We start from the raw sequence: 17,968 nt of genomic DNA, 5'->3' as shown, positions 1-17,968 counted from the left end.
TAGACTGAACCAGTCTGTCATTGCCAACCTATTCTTAGCATTCCTTAATAATCTCATTTAATGCTAAAGTATTTCTTAACAATTAGATAAATTTGGCGTTATGACCCTTTCTCAAACTGCGGTCTCACGCCCCCAGATCTTTATCTGTACACTACTGAGTTCAGAATCTTTAGTTGACCTACTGACCCAGATTTTGGAGGGCGATCGCTATAGTTTGGTGCATGCAACCTATGACAATTTTTTGGAGCAAGTTGAACAGGGCAAACATCAGATTGATTGCCTGATTCTGGAAGAAAACTCAGCACTCCCTAAGGTTGTGGGCCACCTTCACCGTGAAGCAATATTGTTACCGGCAGTGCTCGTACACAGTCGAGCGGCAACAGAGCACGCCTCTACTGTTGCAGAAAATGATAATCCGCAAGATGAGAGTTGCTACCACATTGCTGAAGTGAGAATTCAAGCGGATGAGCAAGACTGTCTTCTGCCCGGTATTGATCAAGCGATCGCACAGTTTTTGCAATTATCCAAAGCCTGCCGTTTACCGGCCACAGCCCCTCAACAGCTCACAGACGGAGCGATTAAGGATAATCTAGTCAGCCAACAACAACGTCTCTCCCAAAAACTAAAAGAACGTTTAGGGTATCTGGGCGTTTATTACAAACGCAATCCTCAACAATTCTTTCACAAACTTTCCGCAGAAGAACAGTTCGCGTATTTAGCGACATTGAAACAAGATTATCGAGATATTATTCTCAACTATTTCCGTCAAGATAATAACGTTAATCAGGAAATTGATGACTTTGTGACGCAGATGTTCTTCGCAGACATCTCAATTCTAAAAATACTAGAAATTCATATGGAGTTAATGGATGCTTTTGCTAAAAAATTAAAACTAGAAGGCCGAAATGAAGATATTTTACTGGACTATCGCTTGACCTTAATTGACATCATGGCCCATTTATGTGAGATGTATCGTCGTTCTATCCCCAAAGCTCGTTAACTTATCCCTCCCATACCGATCAATCCTAAAGCCCCTGCCATGAGTTCCATCAGAAAAACCTATGTTCTTAAACTCTATGTTGCGGGGAATACCCCCAACTCTGTAAGAGCCTTAAGAACGCTAAATCATATTCTAGAAACTGAATTTCAAGGCGTTTATGCCTTAAAAGTAATTGATGTATTAAAAAATCCTCAACTCGCAGAGGAAGACAAAATATTGGCAACGCCAACCTTAGCAAAAGTATTACCTCCCCCCGTTCGGAAGATTATTGGCGATTTATCTGACCGTGAGCGTGTCTTAATTGGCTTAGATTTACTCTATGAAGAGCTGTCAGAAGGGACATTGGAATACTAATTATATGCTCATCTTCAGCTATCCTGAATCATTCCGCCATCATTTCATTTCGCAAGTCCTTATTAATCTAAACTTAAATGCAGTATGAAGAGAAGCAGCCTACCAAAGCCCGACAATAACCATAAAATTGAAGTTCAAAAGATACTGACTCGCATTGAAGGGTTTGATGATATCAGTCATGGTGGTTTTCCTGTGGGTAGAACCACATTAGTGAGTGGCACCGCTGGTACAGGTAAAACGCTATTTGCCATTCAATTTCTATATCATGGCATTACTCATTTCGATGATCCTGCTGTTTTTGTCACTTTTGAAGAATCACCAACGGACATTATCAAAAACGCCTTGAGCTTTGGCTGGGATCTACAACACCTGATCGATGAGGGCAAGCTGTTCATCCTAGATGCCTCCCCTGATCCAGAAGGTCAGGATATTGCTGGGGAATTCGATCTATCTGCTTTAATTGAGCGGATTCAATATGCGATCAGCAAGTATCAGGCCAAACGAGTTGGCATTGATTCTGTGACCGCGATTTTCCAGCAGTATGATGCTGCAACTGTGGTTCGGCGTGAGATTTTTCGATTAACGGCTCGTCTGAAGCAAATTGGGGTTACCACAGTAATGACGACAGAGCGGGTGGATGAGTATGGTCCCGTTGCCCGGTATGGAGTCGAGGAATTTGTGTCAGATAATGTGGTGATCTTACGTAATGTGTTGGAAGGGGAGCGACGACGACGCACCTTAGAAGTTCTTAAGCTGCGAGGTACCAGCCACATGAAGGGTGAATATCCCTTCACCATTACCGATGACGGTATCAATATTTTTCCACTTGGGGCGATGCGTCTTACCCAGCGGTCTTCCAATGCTCGCGTTTCTTCTGGTGTAGAAACGTTAGATGAAATGTGTGGCGGTGGCTTTTTTAGAGATTCAATTATTTTGGTCACGGGAGCGACAGGAACAGGTAAGACCATGCTTGTAAGTAAGTTTATAGAGAATGCTTGCAAAAATGGTGACCGGGCGATTTTGTTTGCCTATGAAGAGTCCCGAGCCCAACTGTCTCGGAATGCTTACTCCTGGGGGATTGACTTCGAGGAAATGGAGCAAGAGGGACTGTTAAAAATCCTCTGTGCCTATCCAGAATCTGCTGGTTTAGAAGATCATCTGCAACAGATTAAGTCTGAAATTGCTGAATTTAAACCCTCACGGATTTCGATTGATTCTCTGTCGGCACTGGCGCGAGGCGTTAGCAATAATGCTTTTCGTCAGTTTGTGATTGGCGTGACGGGGTTTGCCAAGCAGGAAGAGATCACAGGGTTCTTTACGAATACGACAGACCACTTTTTAGGCTCTCATTCGATTACAGAATCCCATATTTCAACCATTACCGACACCATTTTAATGTTGCAGTATGTAGAGATTCGAGGAGAGATGTCCCGCGCCATCAACGTTTTTAAGATGCGTGGCTCTTGGCATGATAAAGGCATTCGCGAGTATTCAATTAGTCACCAAGGACCCCAGATTAAAGATGCTTTCCACAACTTTGAAGGCATTATTAGTGGTACACCCACCCGCGTTGTCTTAGACGAAAAACGCGATCTGTCTCGAATCATGCAAGATGTTCAGAGTTTAGGTGGAGATGATCTGGCGTAGCCGGTCTTTCAGATCACTCGCTGAAGACATGCGGCAATCCTAAATCGGTCATCCCCTGCTGTAGCTGTTCGGCGGCGGCAACGTTATCCTGCTGACGGTAAAGGACAATGGCCTGGGTAAAGGCTTGCTGGCTGGCTTGAAGTTGGCCTTGTTTATAAAAGGCCACTCCGAGATTTTGATAGGCCTCGGCATAGTCCGGTTGTTTTTGGATGGCTTGCTGATAGGCTGAGATCGCACCCTCTAAATCCCCCATCGCCCGTCGCGTCAACCCCAAGTTGTAATACCCTAGCGCTAGCTCCGGCTGGATGGCAATCACCCGTTGATACTGCTGACAGGCTGCGGGGAATTGACCCACTTGTTTGAGCAGATTAGCCCAATTATTGTAGGCCCCCAATTTGAGGAGGTCAGGTAAATCTTGCTGCACGGCTTGTTGGTACTGCCGCAGTGCCAGGGCAACTTGCCCTTGCTGGGTGTAGGTATAGCCCAAGTGGTAGTGCAGTTCATAGCGAATGGCAGGTTCGGGGGGGTGCAAACCTAACCCTGTTTGCAATAGCGCTAGACCTTGCTCAACTTGGCCCATTTCGACATAGAGTGCGCCTAGTTTACTGCACAGGTAGGCATCGTCTGGATCGGCGGCTAGGGCGGCTGACATAATTTGGCACGCCCGCTGGTGCTTATGACGGGTTGCGATCGCATCCTCTTGATAACCAAAATGCTCAATGGCGACGGCTGGTAGATGTCCCACCTGCCAATGGGGGTCTTGAGCTTGCAGCGCCAGTACGCTATCGTCAATCAGTTCATGATAGGGGCGCTGAAATTTGATTTGAGGATGGTGGCGAAATAAACGAGACAGCAGTGAATAAGGGGACTGTTGTGCGCCAATTTCATGGCGCAACAGCGTCACTGCTAAAAGATGTTCTTGCGCCAGCAGCGCTTGGAGCTGGGGAATAACGTCCTGGACCAACACTTCATCGGCATCTAGGACGAGCACCCAATCTGACTGTACGTATTGCAACCCAAAGTTCCGGGCCGCAGCAAAATCATGGCCCCAGTCATAGTGATAAACTCGGGCCTGGCAAGATTTGGCAATAGCAACGGTGTGATCGGTGGAGCCAGTATCAACGATGATGCGTTCATCTACCCAACCATCAACACTGTTAAGGCAGCGAGTCAGATTCGCTGCCTCATTTTTGACAATCATGCACAGGCTAAGTGTCATGACTCCGCTGCATCAGTGACCGCAACTAGAAAATACTGGTGATTTCCAATGCTTCTGAGCCACCTTCTTCAATGGCTTTCATCACTTGAATCATTTGTGTCCACAGTAGGCATACGCTAAATGTGACCACAAAGAAGGCGGTGGTAAATCCTTGAGCCCAGGACACGGCAAAAATCGTTAAGGCAGAGCCCAAAAAGACCCAGCTACAGAGACAAACGCCAGCAGCTGGCAGCAGCAAGCGGAGTTCGGTGACATCACTCAAATCCTTGGTGGTTCGTTTTTTGGACCAGTCATCTGCCTTTTGCTTTAAGGACACTTCAAAAGCTCTCCCACAGGCCAGACCGAGCAGAGCCGCAATCAAGACGAGAAAGTAAGGGGGGGAAGGAATGTTATAGATTGCTGGCAGGGTATACTCCATCAGTTCCTCAATATTTTGTAATCTACCTAAATGAATTGTAAAACGTTACGGCAGTCCAGTGCATATCTTGGCTGGATGTTTACTCTACCCGTTTTCTAAGATTGGGCCTTAGAGTAAAAGAGGAGGTTTGAATGCATGTACACTATCGTCACTCCAGAAAAGATTCAGCTTGATCCAGGGAGTGTGGTTCGTCTACCTGGAAGTTGGCAAGATTATCAGGCATTGGTGCAACAGTTGGGCGATCGCCCAAATCCTCGCATCAAGTTTCGTAAGGGAGAAATTTTGCTGATGAATCCTTTGCCTGAACATGGTCGTCAAGTTCACATTTTGGCAAATGTGGTTACCGTTCTTCTCGATCACCTAGAGCAAGAGTACGATGCCTTCACCCCGATTACGATGGAGTTGCCAGAAATTAGCGGTATTGAACCGGATTACTGTTTCTATATTGACAACTGGGAAGCTGCTTCAGGCAAAAATCGGATTGATTGGGAAATTGATCCACCCCCCGATTTAGTGATCGAAGTTGATGTGACCAGTTACACGGCGGTTGAAGATTATTTACCCTATCGGGTACCCGAGGTGTGGCTGTTCAAAAAAAAGCGGCTGATGATGTATGGGTTAGTGGACGGTACCTACAGCGTGCAAGAGACGAGCCAGTTTTTCCCTGAGATGAATCTTCCCGCTATTGTTGAGGACTGTTTGCAGATGGCTCAGCAGCGCAATACCAGTGCCGCCATGCGGGCCTTGAGACAGCAGCTCGCAACCCTTTGATTCCGTTCCTTTTTGTCTTGAGATGGGCTTGCCAGGAAAATGTTCAACCTTTGGGCGGCTCAATTGCAACAGGATATCCAAAGCATGATCAGGCAAGGGTTAAGCGGTTTTGACAAAACGGATCAGGTCACGCACTTGATTCAGAAATTGACCGTCTTCACTCAGCTGTGCGATCGCATTCTCTGCCTCCTTTGCCAACTGATCATGTTCCACCTGATTTTTCACTGTCAGGGCTTCCAGGGCAGCCATCGCTCGATTTAGATCTTGGCGAACAGCGTCCCACTGTCGCTGTTGTTCACTAATCCAAGCAGTTGGATCGTCCAGATTGAAGCGCTGGGTCAGACTTTCCGTTAGCTTTTCTTGCATAGCGACTCGGCCTCGCAACTCCAGCACATCTTCGCGAGGATACTTGCACTGGCGCTGAATCATCGATAGGCGCTTGGCCAGAAACGAGTAGGCGCGGATGCTAGGGCGCAATACGGTCAACAGAAGGGCTGCGAGGGAACCCAAATAGCCGATGGCGCTAATATGCCACCAAGCAAGGGCAAACAGGCCTGCTGCAGATAGGCCATGTAAAGTCAACGCCACCCATAAGCTCCTGCGGCCCACCATGACGGCATATTGCCGTTGTTCAGGATCAATATGAATCCCTTTCTCTAGGGAAAGGTTAATTTCAGCGACCACTTCTCGGGCTTGAAAATGGACATTCCAGGGGACAGTGGTAATGGTGACTAACCACCCAAAAATGGCGAGACCCATGATCCAATCCACAAACTGAATCGTGGCAATATCCACCCAGCTAATGGCCCCATACCCAGCCAGAATTATCAATGTCAGAAAGGCGAGTAAACCGAAGGCAATATATCTCATTGTCTTATGCTCCTTAAATCTTGAGGTGATCGGGCAGTCCAGGGTCAATATTGGACTGCCTTAGATTTCAGCTGGTAAAGCCCAGCTCTTGTTGCCATTGCTGTAGCGGCTTCTCCCATTGCTCTTCCCACTTCTGGGACAGCAGCGGTTGCGTTCGAAGTCCCAGCTGATACCCTTGGGAAATAGTTGGCAGTAAGGTAGCAAGCGTATCAGGCGTCTTTAACAGGGCCTTGAGTAGGCCAAAGGTGAGCAGGACCAAGGCCATCGGGCGCCGCGTTTGAGCCAGTTCAAAGGCTTTGAGGCCCAGTTCTCCCGCCACATCGGTGCCAAATCCAGTGATCAGATGCCAAATATCGTGGGTTTGGCGGAGGCGGAGGAGGATATAGCTAGCGTCGTCTTGAACTGCGATCGCACGGTAAAACTCTGGGTCAAATCCCGCTTCTGTCAGTGAGGCAGCATAGCAATAGCCCAGGGAGTCCTGAGGATATTGCAGCAATGTTTCAAGATTGGGAGAAGGGGCAATATAGCGGTCTTTTACCAGTTGAGCAGTTTCAGCTTCGGTGTTAATAAAGTCCACTGCAAGTTGCATGGCTTGGGTTCCGTAGAGCCCGTCTTCAATGTCATAAACCGATTCAGTATTGCTGGGATTGCACAGGAGGGAAATAACACCCTTACTAATACTGAAGGCATTGCGGGAAGTCGTGAGGGGGTGAGACAGAAGCATATTGAAAGTCCTTAAATAATGAACTGAAGGGGATAAGGGGCTAAACCACTTTGTTGAAGGGGTCATGCTCGGCTAATAGCTTTTCTAACTTGGCTTCATCTAAACGACTGAGCACTCGCTTCGACTCTTCCACGTCGCGGATAGTCTTAGACAAGCTGATGGTGGAGCCGATGGAAAATAAGGTGCCCATGCCCAAGTACCCCTTCATCCAAGGGTTGACAGGCATATAGACAATACCGATGGCGGTGGCAGCAATAGAAACAGTAAAGGAAATCCAGGTTTGGGCAATCCAAGCACTGGTATGAACCGTGGGGGTGGTGATTTGTTTGTCGCTCATAATGGCCTCCGTTGGGCTTGATTTGATTAATTGCATTCTGGCTTCTGTGTTGGTGAGGCCACAATGACTGCACCGTAGAGCTTTGAAGCAATATCAGGGCCAAGAACTATACTGAAACAGGGTGAAGTGAGGTGAAGTTTTTGAATACTGAAGATCTGGATCAGTGGTGGTCCCCGGAACGACAGCAGCAAACGGTGGAGCAATTGATTCAGCGAGTCGGTCTAACGCGAGTTCGGGCGGAGAGCTTTGTCCGCCTCTGGATTTATGCCCTAGTGCAGGAACATCTGGCAGACCATCCTCGGTTGCGGCCTCCTCTGAAAGACCTAGTCCTACCCACCCAAAAAGTGATCTGTACCCATCGGCAAGCCGCAGAGCTGTTTTACTTCGACAAGGACCAAGGCAGCGATCGCGCCGCTGGAATGATGTTGGATAAGCTTGCGGCCCTTGGTCTGATTCAAAAGCAGTTTGACGGCAATACCACCTGGATCGAAATTCAGCCGATGCCAGAAGGGTGGGATGCCTCAGAAGAAACCGTCGAGCTAAAAACTGATGACTTTGATCCTCGTTGTGATGCGATTCCAGTGGCTAACTTGCTGGCCCGCAACTACAACTGGATGAACCATAATTCGGAAACGGCCCCGCACCGAATTATGTTGAGACTCCGACAATGGGCCAAACAGTATGGAACCGGGATGAGGGTGTTGCGGCAGGTGAATACCCTGAATCCTGTGGGCTTTTATTTGCTATACCCGACGAATAGTGACTCTGATGTCAATTTCTTCTCGGCACCCAGTAAGGGGCTGCATCTAAGCACGTTGACTGAAGTGGATCCGTTTCAAATGGCAACGCCGGGTGATCCAAACTGTGTGTCGGTTTATGTGCGGAGCTGGATGATTGCCCCGCTCTACTGGGACCACTATCAAATCCCGTTTCTAATCGATACCCAGGAAACCTTGCGGCGTATGCAACAGGATTTTCCCAATCTCTGTGACCTACATACCCTAGTGATTCACCCCCTATACGAAAAGATGGGGGTAATGTTGGGTTTTCAAAAAACAAGCTTAGATTCGACGAGTTCGATGTATTGGATGTATCGTCCTTTGGATCGATTTTTGGCCTTAGATTTGCAAAGTCTATAGCTAAGAAGAATTGGAGTTGAGATTAGAGGTGCCCTACAAAACGGTCCATCAAATCGCCATCCATCATTACTTTTTCACAAAAGAGCCCCAACTGTTAGTGCTTGTTTTGGGCACTGTTCATTTCAGGGTTACAGATCTAGCCAACAGTTGAGTGAAATCAAGACATTTTGAGATCTCGTGTATGGCGATCAGGGATACTCAATCAAGGCCAACTTATTGTCCTGTAGATTGTCCAAATTAATTCATCCTTCTGTGTCGCCGCTACTCTTTCTCCTACTGAGCATCAGGAGTTAGCCCTTCAGGTTTTGACTAAGACTGAACCCGTCACTAGCCTCGCCAAAAAACATCAAGTCAGTCGCAAGTTTCTCTACCAACAAAGCAATAAGGCAAATGAAGCTTTGGAAGAAGCTTTCTCACCATCTACTAATGATGACGATGATGTTCTTTTCAATTTACCCATCACGAAAGCTTGGCTGTTCCAACTGATTCTTGCCTTAGTGCTGATTTGCCGTAGCTCTTTTCGCGGTGTCGTCGAGTTGCTTCGGGATCTATTCGACTTTCACACCAGTGTCGGCACGATCCACAACCGGCTTGCAGTTGCCTCACAATCAGCTAACAAGATCAATCAATCCCAAGACCTGTCATTTGTAGAGATTGGATTACATGATGAGATTTTCCAGGGCTCAAAACCAGTTCTAGTCGGCATTGATGCTGCTTCCACCTATTACTATTTGCTTGAAGCTGCAGAGCATCGAGATGCGGATACCTGGGGCAACCTTGTCCCCCGTTAAGCTTCATTGCTAATTGCCAGCCACCATATTGATAAATCAGATGTAAACGCAGGCATAAACAAAGCAGCGCCCATTAAATCATTTGCGCCTAGTTCTAGGGAATTTGACACCTGAATATCTAAAAGATTGTTTCTAAGTAAAACTGCTGAGCAAAAAAGCTATATCTACGTTTTATCAGTCAATTAAAGTTTGATACTCCTCGTTTCTTGGAGATATGGAAACATAAAAAATAAAACAAAGAGAATCTAATTATACAGATCATTAGATAAAAGAATATATTTGATTCCCCATTAGTCTCAAAGACTGCTGAAAAAACAAAGTTACTCTTCAGCGGAGCCAAGAAAGAATTACGAAGAAAAAGATTTGGAATATGCATTCCAACAGCTAATTCAATCCTATTATCTTTAATTACAATTAAAGTAAAAAATAGAGAAAAAATAAAATTGGCAATCCAATACTCAGGGTACTCTAAGTCAATGAAAAATGTTGAAATTATAGCACTTAAAATGATTATAGCAAGAACACGATTTCGAATAAAACTGTATATTCCTTGAAGTAGGTAACTATACAGAAAAATAATTATAGAAAACGAGCCAAATACAGATAATACTAGATAAATAAAAGCTAATGGAATCCATTCAGAAAAATTAAATATTAGTTGATAACGGGAAGGATGAATGATATATAACAAAATCCAAGTTGCAAAGTATGTAATGAGCCATAGCACTGAACCTCTAACTATTCGAAGCCAGTCAATAGTTCCTCTTGAACTAAATAAAGTCTTGAATTTTTTCTTATGAATTTTTTCTGTCGCTATGTAAATACCAGTAACTAAACTAAGCGAATATAAATTAAAAACAAATAGAAGAAGGATAGGATCTTTAGTTGATAGTAAAAATAACTCTTTAATTGGTATATTAAAAAAGCAATAAATGATATATCCATAGGCTAGAATACTCAATAGAACTATCCCAAAAATTGTTATTATGCCAAGCAAGTAACGCAACCATCCATTCTTACCTTGCTGAGTAATGTTCAAAAAACTATTTTGGCTTGACATATTTGATTCACTTCATTAAGTATTCCATAAGAAATAAGTATCTCAGGATTCTAGTTTAATGCTAGATTTACCGGGGTTCTACTTTCACAAATTAAAACCCACCTCAAGAGAAATTTTCAGGACTGAGTAGCCAACTCTAGGTGATTCACCACTCTCCGGTAGTCTAGATGGCTCACTCTGTCACACCCAACTAGAAATACTAAGAATCGATAGCGCCATCGGCCATTGGCTATCGCTATGATGGTACGGTCAGCGCCTGCTATCTCAGAATTTAGTCCTCTTACACGCCAATCTATGAGTACTTCAGTCAACCTGTCCCAATCTATGGGATATTTAGATGATTTTGACCAAGTCCGCCGCGTGCGAGCACAGGTTGCCGAACACTTAGATCAGATAGCTCAAATCCTTACCCAATCTGAATCAGCAGGCACCCAAGCGTCAGGACAGTTGGGCTTGGATCGTCAGATCAACCGGGTTCAAACCGTTAGTGATCACTTAAAGCAAGGCATCTTTCGTTTGGTGGTGCTGGGCGATTTAAAGCGCGGTAAAAGCACCTTGATTAACGCCATTCTGGGAGAACGCCTTCTACCCAGCGACGTCAATCCTTGCACCGCCATTTTAAGCGTTCTTAAATATGGCCCTCAGAAACGAGTCACCATCCACTTTCGCGATGACACCCCGCCGCAGCAGATTGATGTCGCTACCTTCAAATGGAAATACACCATTGATCCTTCAGAAGCCAAAGCCTTACAGGAAAAAGATGAGCAAGCCTTTCCTAATGTCAGTCATGCCGTTATTGAATATCCGCTTCCCCTGTTATCTAAAGGGATTGAACTCGTCGATACCCCTGGGTTGAATGATACGGAAGCCCGCAATGAGCTAGTTCTCAACTATCTCAATGACTGTCATGCGGTGTTATTTGTGCTCAATACGACGCAACCCTGCACTCTAGATGAGCGACGCTACTTACGCAACTTTCTGCAGAATCGCGGGCTAACGATTTTCTTTCTCCTCAATGCCTGGGATAAGGTGCAAACCAGCCTGCTCGATCCAGAGGATCAAGAGGCTGTAGCGGAGGCCGAGACCAAACTCCGGCAGCTCTTTCAGACCCACCTCTCGCCCTATTGTTTAGTCAATGGCGAAGATCGCTATCGGGACCGGGTCTTTGAAACTGCAGCGTTGCCTGCGTTGAGATCTCAGCTCCATGACCCCAAAGCCCCCCTAGACGATACAGGCATTCCCGCGTTTCTTGATGCCCTGACGCAGTTTCTTACTCGCGATCGCACCCATGCTGAGCTTCAGTATGCGGTACAGCAGGCCCGCTCCGTTGCTGCCCATGTCCATGAAGCCGTCGAACGACGAATTCCCCTACTGGATGAAGATATAGACCATCTCAAGGATAAAGTCGCCTCTGTCCAGACTGAATTTGACCAGCTGGCAGCGGTCTCCACCGAGTTTCAGGCCGAAATTCGTAAAATCCGCGATCGCGAAGCGCAGGCGATTACCGATTCATTTCACACCTATCTACTGCAGCTAGAAAAAACCTTTGAAACGGATTTTGTGGCCTCCCAGCCCGATCTCGAATTTCTCGACTTCCTCAACAAACAGAACCGTGCCCAATTCCATGCGTCTTTTAAGCGAGCCTTTGAACGCTATCTCACGGATAAATTAGCAGACTGGGAAATGCAGGCGACTCAGCAATTAGAAACAGCCTTTGCCCAGGTGCAAGCCGTGGCCGATCAATATCAGGCCACCTATACCCAAGTCGTGGATGTGATTAATGCCAAACTACTGGGGCGATCCTATGTGGCCTCCGGTCATCCTTATAATGCCACCGAAACGTGGACCGACACCGTCTTTGAAGTCTTGGATGCTATCCCCAATTCCCTCAACAGCGTAGTGGGCCGTTTAAGTCCCTTTTGGCGACGAGTTCTGCAAGCCGTGTTCACCTCCCTCTGCGTCACCCTGGTGATTCAAATGGTGGGTCTATTGTTTTCAACGATGGCCTTAAACGTGTTTCTAGTGATTGTCGCTGGGGCAGGCTTGGTCGCTGGCCAGGCTGAATATGTCCGTCAAACCTTTCTGACGACGACTCGTCAGGAATTTGCCAAATGTCTGCCCCAGATCGCCGAGGAGCAGCGACCAACGGTCTATGAAGCAGTACTAACCTGCTTTAACACCTATGAGACCGAAATCATTCAACGTCTCAATGATGATATTCAGGCGCGTCAAACGGAACTCAACCATTTGGTTATGCAGAAGGGAACTCAAAATATCCAGCTAGAACAAGAGACGGAACGTCTTCGCCATCTGGATCAACAGATGGCTGAGCAAGTCAATCAGTTAACGGCCTTACTCAACTGAGTTCCCTGACGCTACTATTTACGCTTCCCTTTGGCTCGATGTCGGGCCAAGCTAGTCACCCGATCAGGATGGCTGGAGTTAAATTGCAGTAGCATTTGCTGCTTAGGTAAACGCATCAGTTTGCCTTCACGCTCAAATTCGTTTAGCAAACGAGTGGCCGTTACCCGCGTAATACCTGTAATTTCAGCCAGAAGCTGATGGGTTAATCCCAAATCTAAAATTCGTCCCTGTTCCACTTTGCGGCCGAAGCGATCGCCCAACCAGTCTAGAAAACGCAGTAAGCGTTGGGGTGCCCGCTTATAGCTGATGATGCTAAAGAGTTCTTCCATATAGCGAAGGTGCGATCGCATCACCACGCCTAAATCTTGCCCGGATAGCGACAAGGGCTTGATCTCCACAGAACTTAAGCATTCCATTTGAAACGGCGTCACTTCAGAGAGTAGACGGCCAATACAGTCGCCTACCCCCCACAAGCCCAAGGTGACTAAGTCCCCCTCTTCATTCCAGGTCAAGGTGCGTACTAGCCCTTGATTGATATACCAAAGATGATCAGGATGTTCAGGCACAAGTTGCCCAGATCTAAAACATAGAGGTCCATCCAGCTTCGAAAGAGAGAGTTTGGGAACCACTACGGAGGGTGATACTGCCATAAAATGCGTACCTATGGAAAAAACAGAGGATAAGAAATCAAAACCAAAGATCGGCTTTAGCCTCAAGTATTACCAAACAGAGCAAACATAACGCTACAAACGTTTTATCCAGCCTCTGCTAACCTAATGGCTAATGCGATCGCATAAATTGGCTTTATCAATACTTTTAGAATAGAAGAACTCCGTGAAAACTCCGTGAAGTTATTCACCGCTCCCTCTCAGCCGTGATTTGACGGACTAATCAGCCGGTTCTGGAACCCATACTGAGACGGATCCTGCCTTACACGTAAATTCAGCCCAACCCTCTGCATTTGTAGTGATGGGCTCTGCAATATGTTCCGTTATATCCCTATAGGTTTTGTGAGGCTGTCCGATTTCCATCCATTTGCGGCTCTTGCCACCATTGCTGAGAACAACGGCTATTCCACCGGGATGGTCTTCCGTCCCTAAGCGAGTCCAGCCCACACAATTGGCATGATCAAAATAGTCGTACTGATTACCATAGGCATAGGTTCGTCGGGCCGCTAGAAACCGATCGATCAGCCACTGATGACTGTCTAACCAAATTTCATAGTCCTGGCCATCTTTACCTTTATCGGTATAGTGAGCCCCATAGTAATCCGCATAAAACAGACAGGGATAGCCATCCCGTCGCAATAGGATCAAGGCATAAGCCAGCGGTTTAAACCACGCTTCAACCACAGATTCTAATGCCTGAAGGGGCTGAGAATCATGGTTATCGACTAAGGTAACTGCTAAAGCAGGCTGTTGCTGAACTAGCGTGTCATCAAAGATTTGTCGCAAGTCATAATCACATCCCTGGTTGCTCGCCATCGTGAAGTTATAGTGCAACGGGGCATCAAACAGCATCACATCCCCATCTGTCAGTTTGACGAAATGATGGAGCGCTTCGATATGATCCGACCAATATTCACCGACCGCGAATAACCGTTTGCCACTCTGTTGACGGCAATGGTTCAGCCATTCGGGGAAAAACCCTGCTTTGACATGTTTGACGGCATCAAAGCGAAAGCCATCGACTTGGGTGGTCTCGACATACCATGCTCCCCAGCATTTGAGTTCCTCCTGAACCTCAGGCGATTCCATATCTAAATCACAGCCCATCAGATAGTCAAACGCACCTTTCTCAAGATCCACATCGCTATCAAAGCGTTTGTCCTTGAATAAATAGACGGCTTTTTGTCCTTCGTTGTAGGCGTTATAGTCAACCGCATCAAAATGCCACCAATGCCATTCCAGATCCGAATACTGGCCTTGGCGACCGGGGAAAGTGAAGTGCGTCCACACCTTGACGGTTTGAGCATCGCCAATAGGCTGATGCCGATTTTCAGGGTTCATCGGTCGAGCTTGTACTTCTTCTTCTGCGTCAGCCCCCATTTTGTGGTTCAGGACGACGTCAGCATAAACTTGAAGGCCAGCCGTTTGCGCTGCTTTAATCGCAGCAATATATTCGTCTTTAGTTCCATATTTAGTCCTGACTGAGCCTTTTTGATCGAACTCACCTAGGTCGTATATATCGTAGACGCCATAGCCGACATCATATCCACCGCCAGTTCCCTTATAGGCAGGCGGCAGCCACACCGATGTAATCCCGACCTGAGCGAGGTCAGTGGCTTTGGTCTTCAATTCATTCCACAAGTTGCCATCAGCCGCGTTATACCAATGGAAGAACTGCATCATTACGCCGTTGGGTGCAGACATATGAGACCTCTATAAAGATGCCGATTTCAATTTTATTCGCTAAAGGCAAACGGATGGATTCTTTTTGGACAAGGATAAATAGCCTGATCCTTCAAATGGCTGCATCCAAGCCTTTACGTCATATAACGCACCTTGCACATCAGATCCACGCTAAATTGAGCCAGTGCTCACCAACACCTATCTAGCATGACCAACGCATAACGTTTATAGGCAACGTTCTATTGACGATAAGCGATGTACTTTAACCCCGTTTGCAAAGGATTACCGTTCTCAAGAATCGTGACTTCCACGGTATTATCATTAATCCATCTCACAGCGCGTCGGGCTGTCGGCAAGGTGAGAGATTTCGATAGCAAAATGCCATCAGCGTACTCCCAAGTGCCAGTATATTCCTGGGATAAACCATTGGCATAGGTGATGCGGCCCCGCCAAGTCCCATCTTTTTTATAGTGAGTAATACTCATAACAGTCAGTGCTTCAACTTTCCAGGTCCCCACAATAGAAGATGAGGCTTGCCCAGATGGATCGGGGGTTGCTATAGATGGAGCCGTCGATTCTGAATCATCTATATCTTCCTTCGGACTGACCCCGCCCATTGGCACTGGAGTGTTGGGTTGTCCAGGCCGAAATAATAATAAACCGCCGATACCGACTAGTGCGATCGCACTCACAATCCCCTTCCATCCCCTGAGGAAATTCGGTACGCTAACTGATGCCTGACTGTGAGGCTGTTGAATAGTGGGCGTTTGAGAACTAGAGGCGGTCTGCGTAGGAGAAACAGTAGCCGGATCCCTCTGCAAGTCCGCTAACATCTCCCGAGCGGAGGAGAATCGTTCGCGCGGATGATAACGTGTGGCTCGGTCGAGGACATCTGCGAGAACGCCATCAATACCGGGGGCATGTTGACGCCAGAGCAGCTCTCCCGTGCAAGGATCGCTACCCAAGTGTGTGGGCAATCTCCCCGTCAATAAAACCATCATCGACAACCCCAGGCTATATAAATCACTAGAAAAGACAGGTCGTCCTGCTGCTTGCTCAGCAGACATATAGCCCGGTGTGCCAATCACAATCGAGGTCGTGGTTTGTCCCTGAGTATTGATCTGGGTGCCCATCACTTCTTTGACCGCCCCAAAGTCAATCAAGACAGGCTTGCCGTCTCGCTGTCGCCAGATCATGTTATCGGGCTTCAGATCCCGATGAATGATGCCTTGACGGTGGATGTCCTCCAGAACTGGCAGGGTCTGCTGCAAAACGTCCATAATGACATGGGCATCCACGGGCTGCTGCCATTGGGCTAACGTGTGGCCATTCACCCATTCTTGTGCCAGGTAAAAGTACCCTCCGTCTTGGAAATAACTATAGAGTTCAGGAATTTGGGGATTTTCATCACCCAGTTTTTCCAAGCAAGCGGCTTCTTGACGGAATCGGTCTTGAACGATTTGATAAACTTGAGGATCTTGGGTGACCGGCTTGAGTTGTTTAAGCACGCAGCGTCGGCGAGAAGGACGATGGGTATCTTCCACCAAATAAGTAATGCCAAACCCTCCCTCTGCCAAGGGCTTGATGATTTGGTATTGATCTTTAATCAGCGTCACATCCATAACTTCCCCTTGGACAGCGACAGAAAGCTGTTGTTCGTAGGTATAGAGTCATACCCTACTCCCAGATATTAGCAAAGCTCAAAAATCCAGATCATGGCTCAAGAAGCATCAAAAAACCACCAAAAGTTGACGCTTTTGGTGGTTAGTAAGGTTAGGTTATTGATTGAAACTAGCGAATAGTGCCTTCGAACTGAGTCGTCGGAAGGGGCTTCATCAGGTATAAGCGCAAGAAGTTGAAGCCATTGGCAAGGAAGATAGGTAGCTTCCGAATTGTCTTGATAAATTCGGGCTGCTCAGCTGCATCAATAGCCCGTAGCTTCACGCAATTATCTACGCACTCTTCCAGGTGGCCGTAGAAACTAGGATGCTCGACGTTCAATACCAATGGAAAGACACGACCCGCACTATCATTGGTTTTCTTAATCACATGCTTGTCATACTCACGGGCATCTAGGCCAATGGTGGCGTAGAAACCAGAGCGCTGCAGGTCATTGAGATACATGGTGACGAAGACAGATAGCAAGAAGAATCTTGCCCAAAGTCTGGCTTTCCAATCGTTGAGCAGTTGAGGCTGAGACCGCATCAAGGCATCAAAGAAGTCACCATGACGGTTCTCGTCTTGGCACCAATTCTCGAAAAATTCAAAAATGGGATAGACACAATCGTCTGGATTCGCAGCCAAGTGACGATAGATGGTGATATAGCGCCAGTAACCAATCTTTTCAGAGAGGTAGGTCGCATAGAAGATAAATTTAGGCTTGAAGAAGGTATAGCTACGGCTCTTAGTCAAAAAGCCCAAGTCCAAAGACAGTTTGAAGTCCGTCATGGCCTTATTAAGGAAGCCAGCGTGACGGGCTTCATCCCGAGACATCAGGTTAAACCCTTCAGCCAAAAGAGGATTAATGGTCTTGAGACGACGGCCCAATTCTTTGTAGAGGAGGAAGCCGGAGAACTCCGCAGTACAAGACCGCTCTAGAAACTCAATAAACAAGCGTCGGGTTTCACCATCAATGTGATCCCAAGACTTGTCGAAGCGCTCATCACGGGTAAAGTGCTTTTGGTTATAGTCAGCCTTGAACTCGGCGATGATGGCTCGAATCTCATCTTCATTGACGCTGAGATCCATCTTGGCCATCTCGTCAAAATCAGTGGTATAGAAACGAGGGGTAAGAACCGTTTCTTTGGCGGGAACTTTAATCCCATCACGTAATTCCTGAACATCAGGCTTTTTGAGGGTGTCTACCATGGGTGCCTCAATTGACTAAGTTTAAACGAAGTTTCCCTGCATCCAGCGTAAGGGA

The 17,968-nt window shown here is 46.8% G+C and carries 17 protein-coding genes; 7 read left to right on the top strand and 10 right to left on the bottom strand.

The features are described 5' to 3' along the window. Positions 1-100: 100 nt before the first annotated feature. The 3 genes from Q0986_RS11565 to kaiC all read left to right on the top strand — a co-directional run bounded on the left by Q0986_RS11565 (position 101) and on the right by kaiC (position 3,001). Entirely contained in the window at positions 101-1,000 is a 900-nt protein-coding gene (locus Q0986_RS11565) for a circadian clock protein KaiA (RefSeq protein WP_299410167.1), read from the top strand. Between the two features lie 39 nt (positions 1,001-1,039). Further along, positions 1,040-1,354, top strand: a complete 315-nt coding sequence (gene kaiB, locus Q0986_RS11560; RefSeq protein WP_299410164.1) for a circadian clock protein KaiB — start codon at positions 1,040-1,042, stop codon at positions 1,352-1,354. An 84-nt stretch (positions 1,355-1,438) separates the two neighbouring features. Beyond that, a complete protein-coding gene (gene kaiC, locus Q0986_RS11555) occupies positions 1,439-3,001 on the top strand; it encodes a circadian clock protein KaiC (protein ID WP_299410161.1) in 1,563 nt (520 codons plus the stop codon). A 13-nt stretch (positions 3,002-3,014) separates the two neighbouring features. Here the strand turns inward: kaiC and Q0986_RS11550 are convergent, their stop codons facing one another. Both Q0986_RS11550 and Q0986_RS11545 read right to left on the bottom strand, forming a co-directional pair. Continuing rightward, positions 3,015-4,220: a glycosyltransferase gene (locus tag Q0986_RS11550; RefSeq protein ID WP_299410159.1), complete on the bottom strand. Its 1,206-nt coding sequence runs from the start codon at positions 4,218-4,220 to the stop codon at positions 3,015-3,017. Positions 4,221-4,245: 25 nt separating this feature from the next. Further along, positions 4,246-4,638, bottom strand: a complete 393-nt coding sequence (locus Q0986_RS11545; RefSeq protein WP_299410157.1) for a hypothetical protein — start codon at positions 4,636-4,638, stop codon at positions 4,246-4,248. A gap of 135 nt (positions 4,639-4,773) precedes the next feature. Between Q0986_RS11545 and Q0986_RS11540 the strand changes: the two genes are divergently transcribed. Further along, on the top strand, positions 4,774-5,409 hold the full coding sequence (locus Q0986_RS11540) for a Uma2 family endonuclease (protein ID WP_299410154.1): 636 nt from the start codon (positions 4,774-4,776) through the stop codon (positions 5,407-5,409). A gap of 99 nt (positions 5,410-5,508) precedes the next feature. On the opposite strand, the gene Q0986_RS11535 is transcribed toward Q0986_RS11540, so the two are convergent. The 3 genes from Q0986_RS11535 to Q0986_RS11525 all read right to left on the bottom strand — a co-directional run bounded on the left by Q0986_RS11535 (position 5,509) and on the right by Q0986_RS11525 (position 7,340). Beyond that, positions 5,509-6,279, bottom strand: a complete 771-nt coding sequence (locus tag Q0986_RS11535; protein WP_299410151.1) for a hypothetical protein — start codon at positions 6,277-6,279, stop codon at positions 5,509-5,511. Between the two features lie 67 nt (positions 6,280-6,346). Further along, positions 6,347-7,003 (bottom strand): Coq4 family protein, encoded by a 657-nt coding sequence (locus tag Q0986_RS11530; RefSeq protein ID WP_299410148.1) that lies wholly within the window; start codon positions 7,001-7,003, stop codon positions 6,347-6,349. Between the two features lie 40 nt (positions 7,004-7,043). Further along, positions 7,044-7,340 (bottom strand): YiaA/YiaB family inner membrane protein, encoded by a 297-nt coding sequence (locus Q0986_RS11525; protein WP_012164538.1) that lies wholly within the window; start codon positions 7,338-7,340, stop codon positions 7,044-7,046. Between the two features lie 140 nt (positions 7,341-7,480). Here Q0986_RS11525 and Q0986_RS11520 point away from each other — a divergent pair, with 140 nt between their 5' ends. Continuing rightward, positions 7,481-8,479 (top strand): hypothetical protein, encoded by a 999-nt coding sequence (locus tag Q0986_RS11520; RefSeq protein WP_366918571.1) that lies wholly within the window; start codon positions 7,481-7,483, stop codon positions 8,477-8,479. A 305-nt stretch (positions 8,480-8,784) separates the two neighbouring features. Continuing rightward, positions 8,785-9,270 (top strand): hypothetical protein, encoded by a 486-nt coding sequence (locus tag Q0986_RS11515; RefSeq protein WP_299410136.1) that lies wholly within the window; start codon positions 8,785-8,787, stop codon positions 9,268-9,270. Between the two features lie 178 nt (positions 9,271-9,448). Here the strand turns inward: Q0986_RS11515 and Q0986_RS11510 are convergent, their stop codons facing one another. Continuing rightward, on the bottom strand, positions 9,449-10,330 hold the full coding sequence (locus Q0986_RS11510) for a hypothetical protein (protein ID WP_299410133.1): 882 nt from the start codon (positions 10,328-10,330) through the stop codon (positions 9,449-9,451). Positions 10,331-10,624: 294 nt separating this feature from the next. Here Q0986_RS11510 and Q0986_RS11505 point away from each other — a divergent pair, with 294 nt between their 5' ends. Continuing rightward, entirely contained in the window at positions 10,625-12,694 is a 2,070-nt protein-coding gene (locus tag Q0986_RS11505) for a dynamin family protein (protein ID WP_299410130.1), read from the top strand. A gap of 14 nt (positions 12,695-12,708) precedes the next feature. Here the strand turns inward: Q0986_RS11505 and Q0986_RS11500 are convergent, their stop codons facing one another. From Q0986_RS11500 to acsF, 4 genes are all read right to left on the bottom strand, one after another. Further along, positions 12,709-13,260, bottom strand: a complete 552-nt coding sequence (locus Q0986_RS11500; RefSeq protein ID WP_299410126.1) for a Crp/Fnr family transcriptional regulator — start codon at positions 13,258-13,260, stop codon at positions 12,709-12,711. Between the two features lie 321 nt (positions 13,261-13,581). Further along, the gene (locus Q0986_RS11495; RefSeq protein ID WP_299410125.1) at positions 13,582-15,066 is read right to left on the bottom strand and encodes an alpha-amylase; all 1,485 of its coding nucleotides are present in this window, start codon (positions 15,064-15,066) and stop codon (positions 13,582-13,584) included. Positions 15,067-15,284: 218 nt separating this feature from the next. Then, positions 15,285-16,667, bottom strand: coding sequence for a serine/threonine-protein kinase (locus Q0986_RS11490; RefSeq protein ID WP_299410124.1), 1,383 nt, complete (start codon positions 16,665-16,667; stop codon positions 15,285-15,287). Positions 16,668-16,836: 169 nt separating this feature from the next. After that, positions 16,837-17,913, bottom strand: coding sequence for a magnesium-protoporphyrin IX monomethyl ester (oxidative) cyclase (acsF, locus tag Q0986_RS11485; protein WP_299410122.1), 1,077 nt, complete (start codon positions 17,911-17,913; stop codon positions 16,837-16,839). Positions 17,914-17,968: the final 55 nt, after the last annotated feature.

Origin of the sequence: Acaryochloris sp. IP29b_bin.148 (assembly GCF_028285565.1) — a bacterium.
Lineage (GTDB): Bacteria > Cyanobacteriota > Cyanobacteriia > Thermosynechococcales > Thermosynechococcaceae > Acaryochloris.
Note: the sequence above shows the minus strand (reverse complement) of the source record. Positions and strands in the feature narration are given on the sequence as shown.